9 protein-coding genes and 1 tRNA gene are annotated in these 7452 nt (G+C 59.9%); 5 read left to right on the top strand and 5 right to left on the bottom strand.

Translation table 11 applies throughout. The features are described 5' to 3' along the window. The 5 genes from P792_RS32895 to P792_RS36155 all read left to right on the top strand — a co-directional run. A partial coding sequence (locus tag P792_RS32895; RefSeq protein WP_235075508.1) for a hypothetical protein occupies positions 1–361 on the top strand: 361 nt, incomplete at its 5' end. A gap of 363 nt (positions 362–724) precedes the next feature. Continuing rightward, a complete protein-coding gene (locus P792_RS32890; RefSeq protein ID WP_031241372.1) occupies positions 725–2440 on the top strand; it encodes a hypothetical protein in 1716 nt (571 codons plus the stop codon). Positions 2441–2673: 233 nt separating this feature from the next. Beyond that, positions 2674–2829 (top strand): hypothetical protein, encoded by a 156-nt coding sequence (locus P792_RS37715; RefSeq protein WP_023979607.1) that lies wholly within the window; start codon positions 2674–2676, stop codon positions 2827–2829. Positions 2830–2964: 135 nt separating this feature from the next. Continuing rightward, on the top strand, positions 2965–3459 hold the full coding sequence (locus P792_RS32885) for a lysozyme (protein ID WP_023979606.1): 495 nt from the start codon (positions 2965–2967) through the stop codon (positions 3457–3459). Between the two features lie 41 nt (positions 3460–3500). Continuing rightward, a complete protein-coding gene (locus tag P792_RS36155; RefSeq protein ID WP_023979605.1) occupies positions 3501–3788 on the top strand; it encodes a hypothetical protein in 288 nt (95 codons plus the stop codon). A gap of 545 nt (positions 3789–4333) precedes the next feature. Here P792_RS36155 and P792_RS32880 read toward each other — a convergent pair. From P792_RS32880 to P792_RS32860, 5 genes are all read right to left on the bottom strand, one after another. Continuing rightward, positions 4334–4408: transfer RNA gene (locus P792_RS32880), tRNA-Thr, on the bottom strand. A gap of 69 nt (positions 4409–4477) precedes the next feature. Further along, entirely contained in the window at positions 4478–4891 is a 414-nt protein-coding gene (gene dksA / locus P792_RS32875) for an RNA polymerase-binding protein DksA (RefSeq protein WP_023979604.1), read from the bottom strand. 455 nt (positions 4892–5346) lie between these two features. Next, positions 5347–6006 (bottom strand): glutathione S-transferase family protein, encoded by a 660-nt coding sequence (locus P792_RS32870; protein WP_023979603.1) that lies wholly within the window; start codon positions 6004–6006, stop codon positions 5347–5349. A 14-nt stretch (positions 6007–6020) separates the two neighbouring features. Further along, positions 6021–7085, bottom strand: coding sequence for a tRNA 2-thiouridine(34) synthase MnmA (gene mnmA, locus P792_RS32865; protein WP_023979602.1), 1065 nt, complete (start codon positions 7083–7085; stop codon positions 6021–6023). 38 nt (positions 7086–7123) lie between these two features. After that, positions 7124–7438, bottom strand: a complete 315-nt coding sequence (locus P792_RS32860; protein ID WP_023979601.1) for a ferredoxin family 2Fe-2S iron-sulfur cluster binding protein — start codon at positions 7436–7438, stop codon at positions 7124–7126. Between the last annotated feature and the right edge of the window lie 14 nt (positions 7439–7452).

The raw sequence follows: 7452 nt of genomic DNA, 5'->3' as shown, positions 1-7452 counted from the left end.
TCGTGATCGAGGCCAAGACCGCCAATCTTGTGACCGTCGAGCGCGGCCAGTAATGCCCGCTCGCCATGGCGCGGGCACCTGCACCACAACTGAACCGGGGCCGATCATGCCTGAAAACCTCACCCCGCAGCCCTGGTGGGTTGCGGTACTCGGTGGCCTACTCTTTACCATCCGATGGCTGATCGGCTTCGGGGCTTCGAGCGCGAAAGCGACCATTGAATCACAGCGTCAGGATCTGGACCGGCTGAATGCGCGCGTGGACAGGCTGGAGGAACGCGAAAAGGAATATCTCGCGTTGATCGAGGAATTGCGGAAGCAGAATGCGATATTGCGAGAGGCTCTTGGCGATCGGGGTGCCTGAAAGCCCAGCTCAGCCAGATGAGGGGAAGAACGGAAAGGCCGCTTTCTGCTAGCCATGCCGTGTGAGCGGACGTTCGTTCAAACAGACTACCACCGTTAATCTTGTCCGGCTCGACGTCAACTCCTCCAAGAGCCGAAACATGCCCGATGAAGTCGACGAGAGCACCCTCGACCCCGGTTTGACAACGATCACGGTGCGCTGGAAAGTATTTCACAGGCGCTAGAGAGGGCCGCCGACGGACTCAATAGTGATCGAAAACGATGCGAGAACCTGCTCATGTCCACAGCAACCGTACGTGCCGAGATCGCACGTTTTCTGAGATCACCGTCTCCTGAGGTGCTCTGCATCTCTGGTCGGTGGGGGGTGGGCAAGACCCACCTCTGGCAAACGCTCTTGCGGGAGGAGGAGAGCGAGAGTCGTCTCGGCGTGGACCGCCACGCCTACGTGTCGCTCTTCGGCTTGAATAGCCTCGGCGAACTCCGCAGCGCCATAGTGGAGAACACGGTAATGGCGGGCAGATCCGCGCTGCCCGACGCGTGGAACCTACACAGGATGCTCCGCGGGGGTGAGCAGTTCGCGCGAAAAAACCGGCCCGCGCTTGAGGTCGCCGCCGGGTTCTTCCGGATGAAGGATGCGGGCGATGCGTTATATCGTGCCGCCTTCCTGACGGTTCGCGGGCAGCTCGTGTGCTTCGACGACCTGGAGCGCGCCGGCAAGTTGCTCGAGATGCGCGATGTGCTGGGGCTTGCATCGATGTTGCGGGAGCAGAGGGGCTGCAAGGTTGTGCTCCTCCTCAACAAGGAGCAGGTGGAAGCGGAGCAAGCGAAGGAGCTCGACCGCCAACTCGAGAAGGTGGTGGACACATTTCTGTTTTTCGAGCCGACTAGCGCGGAGGCCGCTGACATCGCGATTGCGGGCGACGACCCCGTAGCGGTGACGCTGCGCGACCGCTTGGGCGCGTTGAACGTGACCAACATGCGGGTGATGAAGAAGGTTGAGCGATGGGCACGGCTGGTTGAGGCGGAGCTCCAGGGTTTCGATGCCGCGACACTAGAGCAGGCGATTACCGCGGTGGCGCTCGGAGGCTGGTGCTTTCTCCAGTGCGATCGCGCCCCAAGCCTCGACTTCGTGAAGCAGCTTGATTCGTTGAGTGACCTTTTAGGACGTAAGGAAGCACCAGAGAACGAGAAGAAGTGGCGCGAGCTGCTCGAAAGGTTTGGCTATGTCTCGACGGACGAGCTGGATAACTTGATTCTCGATGGCATCTCATTGGGCTATTTCCAGGGCGACTCACTGCGGGAGGCTGCGCATTCCGTCGAGGAACGTCGCAGGCGGGAGCGGCAGGATAACAGCTACTCCCACGCATGGCGCCTCTATCACCACAGCCTGACAACAGACGATGCCGTAATCCTGGACGCATTACAGACGGGAGCTCTGGAGAACCTGACAAAGATCACGCCGGTCGATATGAGCGCCACACTGCGTTTTCTGCGGCGTTTTGGCCGCGACGCGCAGGCGTCGAACATTCTCGCGAAGTGGATCGACGCGCACCGCGGCGAGAAGGACTTTTTCGATCGACGGAACCACTTCTTCACGAACGAGCCGGTCGATCCTGAGCTTTTAGCCGCCATGGATACCGGGCGCGCCGAGATCGTCGATGCGCGGGATCCCGCCGACATGCTGATGGGCATGGTGACGTCGAGAGGGTTTAATCCCGACGAGGATGCCGCTAGGCTTTCCCGTCTGAGCGTCGACGACCTGGTTCAGCTTTTCGATGATCATGAGACGGACGATGTGAAGGGTATGATGCAGTGGGCCTGGCGGCTCGCCGGACAACCGGGTGCTGAGACCCTGAGGGAGCGCCTCGGCGATGCCTTTTTGAGGATCGCCGCCCGCTCGCCTATGCGCGAGGAAAAGCTCCGCGGCTGGGGCGTTCTCCCTGCTAGGCCGCAGGAGGCACAGGCCCTGCCGCCTGAAAGCACGGCGACGCAGGATCCGGCAAGGACGGGACCGGACGACGCGGTGGCAAGCGCAAGCGCCTCCTTCGACGGGCAGACGGGCGGGAGTGGCGGTACCTAGGGAGAGACAATCTTCGAACAAACCTCCCGCTCCGAGATCCGCCGCGCGCTGCGGGCAACAGCCTTCGAGTGCAGCCGATGGGGCGCGCGGTTAGACTGGAGCGCTGGTCGGACCTGGAGTGTCGAACAACGGCTGCCATTGCTCTACGTATTCCTTCCTCACAATGGCCATGCCCTTGGTGGAAAGGTGCTGCTTCAGGATGGCTAGGGTGTCGAAAATCTGGACGAGTCGTATTGCGCCTGTGGGTGGTGCGAGAGGTCAGGCTCGGCGAGCAGCAGTATCGCGTTCTCGTGCTCGCCCTCCCCGCTGCTCTCGACAAGGGAGGCGAGATAGAAGCTGAGGGCCCCCTAGAGACCGATGCTGCGGCCCTCGAGTTTGATCTTGTCTAATCACCGTTAGATGACGATCCTGACGCGGAAGTGGTTCCCGTCCGCCTCGAGGCGAAAGCCGACCATGACCCCCACTGAATTTTGATATCCAAGCCGCCCATCTGGGCGGCTTTTTTCGTTCTGGAGGATAAATCCATGACCAGTTCACTGCAAATCGCCCTGACGCTCATACGCCGGGACGACATCGAGGGCCTGCGTCTCGTGCCCTATCTCTGCCCTGCCGGTTACTGGACCATCGGCATCGGCAACCGTGCGCTCGCAGACGGCTCGCCCGTCACGGCGACCACACGCCCCCTCACCGAGGCCGAGGCGGTGGCGCTTGCCCGCAATACCCTCGAGGCGCTGCGCCTCACCTTGCGTGACGTGGTGCAAGTGCCGCTCACGCCTTGGCAGGAGGGGGCGCTTCTCTCCTGGCAGTTCAACATTGGCAGCGCCGCGATGTGCACCTCAACGCTGATCAGCCTTCTGAACCGAAAGCTTTACGCCTCGGCGGGGCAGCAGCTCTTGCGCTGGGACAAGGCCACGGTGAACGGGCGTCTTGTCGTCCTGCCGGGGCTCCAGAAGCGCAGGCAACTGGAACTGGCGATCTATTCCGGGCGGCCCGTCGAGGGCGTCACCTTCGGGGCCTGACCGCCTCGACCTTTTCATCTCAGCATCGAGGCAGATCCACCATGCAAAACGACTGGCAACAGGTTTTCGAATCAATCCTGTCCTTCATTCCCGCCGAAATCGCCAGTGACCTGACCTTGTTAGGGACGTTCCTTGTGGCGGCTTGCGCCATCGCGGCGCGTTTCTGGCCCCGGCCCGCCAGCGGCTCGAAATGGCTCGGGCTTTATGCGCTGGTCAATCGTATCGCCATGAACAGCAAGCACGCGGCGAATGCCGATGACACCCAAGGTCCAGGCGTTAGGCGCGAGAGCGGGTCACTCCCCGCTTACACGGACGAAAACGGCCCGTAATCCGGCTTGATCCGCCGGACAAGTTCAAGCTGCCAGTCCGTTTCACAGGGACCGATACGGCCACCATCGGACAGGGCGACGATATCGAACGGTTTTGTACAGGTTTTGCACCGCGACCGCTCGTCAATCTCATTGACCCGGCAATACGCGATATCGGGGCGCTTCTACAGGAGCAACCGGAACCCCCGACACGGAGGAAGCACCGCAGCTGCATCTCGAATGGAGCCATATTTCCCAATCGGCCGCCAGGCGCGCGGGCATTTTGGCCAGGTGCCGATTAAGCGCGGGGTGAGAGATGATTCGCCGTTCCATAGCGTGAACGAAATAGGAACTCTTGGGACGAGTCAATTAAATTGAATGCCGCCTGGCGGCTCTATAACGTGACTGTAAAGCTTCTAAGCTTTTACAATTCGTGGACGGTTTCTCTACCGTGCGTTCGTCATCTCCGGCAACCAAAGCTGGAGATGGAGCGATACGCACATCATTTCTCGTCCAAATGGCCGAGAGTTGGCTGGACCGCCAAGGACAAATTGTCAGGAAAATCATGGTGCTGCTAGCGAGGATTGAACTCGCGACCTCTCCCTTACCAAGGGAGTGCTCTACCACTGAGCTACAGCAGCAACTGGAGCGCTTCGTAGCTTCTCAACCTGAAAGCTGCAAGCCCCGAATGCGCTTTTTTGTAAAAAGAATCAGTCGTCGCGATGAATTTTTTCCATACGCTCGTGGCGCTCCTGCGCCTCGATCGACATCGTTGCGATGGGGCGGGCCTCAAGGCGACGCAGACCGATAGGCTCGCCCGTTTCTTCGCAAAAGCCATACGAGCCGTTTTCGACACGCTGCAGGGCAAGGTTGATCTTGCCAATCAGCTTGCGGGCGCGGTCACGCGTTCTCAACTCGAGGGCCCTGTCTGTCTCGACGCTTGCACGATCAGTGACATCGGCCTCGTGAATTCCGCCTTCGGACAGGCTGGCGAGCGTCAGATTGGCTTCCTTGAGAAGGTCATTGCGCCAACGCAGCAATTTCTGCCGGAAGAACTCCACCTGAAGCGGATTCATGAACTCTTCGTCGTCGGAGGGCCGATAATCCGGTGGGAGCGTGATCATGCACGTCTGTCCTTAACGCAAGTCGCTTGAGGCCCGCCGTTCCGTCTTGTGCATTGCAGGAAAGGAGGGCCCAAACCCGTATCCTGAGCAAAACGGCATGGCTGGTTTGGCGCGGCTTATACCCGGCCCGGCCAGGATCGCCAAGCCCGAACTGTCAAAAACTCGCAACGGTGCAATGAACAAGCGATATAACAGCCAGAATCCATCATTCGTAATAAAAGATACATATAGATATGGCTTATCTTTTATTTAAACAGCGGCATCTACTACCGCAGACCGACATTTAAGCACCCTATTACAACAGGTAATGAACAAGATCACTGGCGTCGGAATAGAGAAAATCTCGAACTTTTCCGTAACGACCAATGGGTCGCCACATCAGCGATACCAAGCTTCCTCACGACGGTTTCTATTCCTATACGGCCACCAACTATACGCGGCTGCGACACGCGGAGTCAGGTGAGTGCCTCGTAACGCTCAAGCTGCCAGGAAACGGGCTCCAACGCGGCGAGATGCGCCCATTCCCGCATGAGGGGATGATCGAGTACAGCGAGCCGATAAGCTTCACCAACAGCCGAAAGCGTTACTCCATAGGAGGTGAAACGCGAGACCACCGGTGCGAACATGATATCAGCAGCGCAGAAATGGGCGCCGAAAAGATAGGGGCCGGTTGCACCGAAGCGCTCGCGTGTCTCGCACCATATCCGATCGATTCTGGCAATGTCCGCCAGCACGTCATCGCCTGTTTCGAGCAAAGGACGGTTTGTCCGACCAAGATTCATGGGCATAGCGATACGCAAGGCACGAAAGCCTGCATGCATCTCACTGGCCACGCTGCGGGCCACCGCGCGCGCCACGCGATCCGCCGGCCACAATGCGGGCGCGACCTCAGCGCAGTATTCGCAGATCGCGAGGCTTTCCCATATCCGAGCACCCTGATGCACCAGATAGGGCACCATCCCATTGGGGGAGATCGCATGGATCTCGCTCGTCTGTCCGCCCCCGCGCAGGGCGATGACCTCATCCGGCACGTCCAGCCCGGCGCAACGCACGGCGAGCCACCCTCTCAGAGACCAGGAGGAGTAGCGGCGCGTTCCGATGACGAGGCGATCCATGACGATGGTCCTGTTCAGGCGAGAATGAAGCCTCCGCCCAGAACCCTGCTGTCCCGATAAAGAACGCAGGCCTGTCCGGGCGCAGGCATGGCTGCCTCATCCAGCACGACACGTGCGCCACCCGCAAGAGGATAGACCCAGGCGTCACGCGTCACCTCGCGGGCCCGGATCTGCACCTGGCAGCGCACGCCGGCTTCTGGCGCATCGATCAGCCAGTTCATGTCGCGCAGGGCAAATTCGCTCCGCCCGGCATTTTCCTTGGGGCCCACGATGATACGGCGCGTCGTGGCGTCAATGCGTTTGACAATCTGGCGGCGGCCATCCTTCGTGTGGATGTCACCCAGGCGTTTGCTCTGCCCGACCGTGTAGCGCGCGATGCCCTCATGCTGCCCCAGAATACGCCCGGTCTCATCGACGATCTCGCCAGTCCCGCTGGTTTCGGGGCGCAGCTTCTCAACCACTTCGGCATAGGTGCCAGTGGGGACGAAGCATATATCCTGACTATCGGGCTTGGCGGCGATTGCCAGTCCGAATTCCTCGGCTTTCTGACGCACTGCATCCTTGTTCGGCATATCGCCAAGCGGAAAGCGCAGATAGTCGAGTTGGTCCTGCGTGGTCGCGAACAGGAACCATGACTGGTCACGCGAGCTATCTGATGGGCGATGCAGTTCCGACCGCTCCTCGCCCTCGATACGCCGCACATAGTGACCGGTCGCCATCGCCTCGCAGCCCAGATCACGGGCCATGCTCAACAGATCGGTGAATTTGACGCCCTGATTGCACGCAACGCAGGGCACGGGCGTTTCACCGCGAGCATAGCTGTCGGCAAAACTGGCCATCACGCTGCTGCGAAAACGATCTTCAGCATTGATGACGTAGTGCGGGATATCAAGCCGATCGGCCACGGCACGCGCATCGAGAATATCACGGCCCGCACAGCAGGCACCGGGCTTGGACACGGCCTGACCATGATCATAAAGCTGCAACGTGGCGCCAATGACCTCATGCCCTTCCTGTTTCAGGAGCGCGGCCACTACGGAACTGTCCACGCCTCCCGACATGGCAACTAGGATACGCATGAGATCTCTCTACTTTTCAAAAAACGGAATTTCAGGCTTCAAGAAGCCTTAGGTAGACGCACAACCAGACCGTCCAGCGCATCGGTCATAACGATCTGACAGCCAAGACGGGAAGTCTTTTCGAGCCCGAAGGCGAGATCGAGCATGTCTTCCTCGTCGTCTGTCGGCGCCGAAAGCTTGTCGGCCCACTCAGGATCGACAATCACATGACAGGTGGCGCAGGCCAGCGAGCCCTCGCAGGCGCCTTCGAGCTCGATGTCGTGCTTGTGGGCAACTTCTAGTACGGAGAGGCCGACCGGCGCATCGACTTCCCTGCGGGTGCCGTCCTGCTCGACGAAAATCATGTGTGGCATAGTGTTTCTACCCT

Source organism: Asaia sp. SF2.1 (assembly GCF_000505765.1).
GTDB classification, from domain to species: domain Bacteria; phylum Pseudomonadota; class Alphaproteobacteria; order Acetobacterales; family Acetobacteraceae; genus Asaia; species Asaia bogorensis.
Note: the sequence above shows the minus strand (reverse complement) of the source record. Positions and strands in the feature narration are given on the sequence as shown.

What these genes read in the sequence shown, in the direction of transcription:
- P792_RS32885 (WP_023979606.1), top strand. Translation starts at nt 2,965, where the DNA reads ATGACCAGTTCACTGCAAATCGCCCTGACGCTCATACGCCGGGACGAC.
- P792_RS36155 (WP_023979605.1), top strand. Translation starts at nt 3,501, where the DNA reads ATGCAAAACGACTGGCAACAGGTTTTCGAATCAATCCTGTCCTTCATT.
- dksA (WP_023979604.1), bottom strand. Translation starts at nt 4,891, where the DNA reads ATGATCACGCTCCCACCGGATTATCGGCCCTCCGACGACGAAGAGTTC.
- P792_RS32870 (WP_023979603.1), bottom strand. Translation starts at nt 6,006, where the DNA reads ATGGATCGCCTCGTCATCGGAACGCGCCGCTACTCCTCCTGGTCTCTG.
- mnmA (WP_023979602.1), bottom strand. Translation starts at nt 7,085, where the DNA reads ATGCGTATCCTAGTTGCCATGTCGGGAGGCGTGGACAGTTCCGTAGTG.
- P792_RS32860 (WP_023979601.1), bottom strand. Translation starts at nt 7,438, where the DNA reads ATGCCACACATGATTTTCGTCGAGCAGGACGGCACCCGCAGGGAAGTC.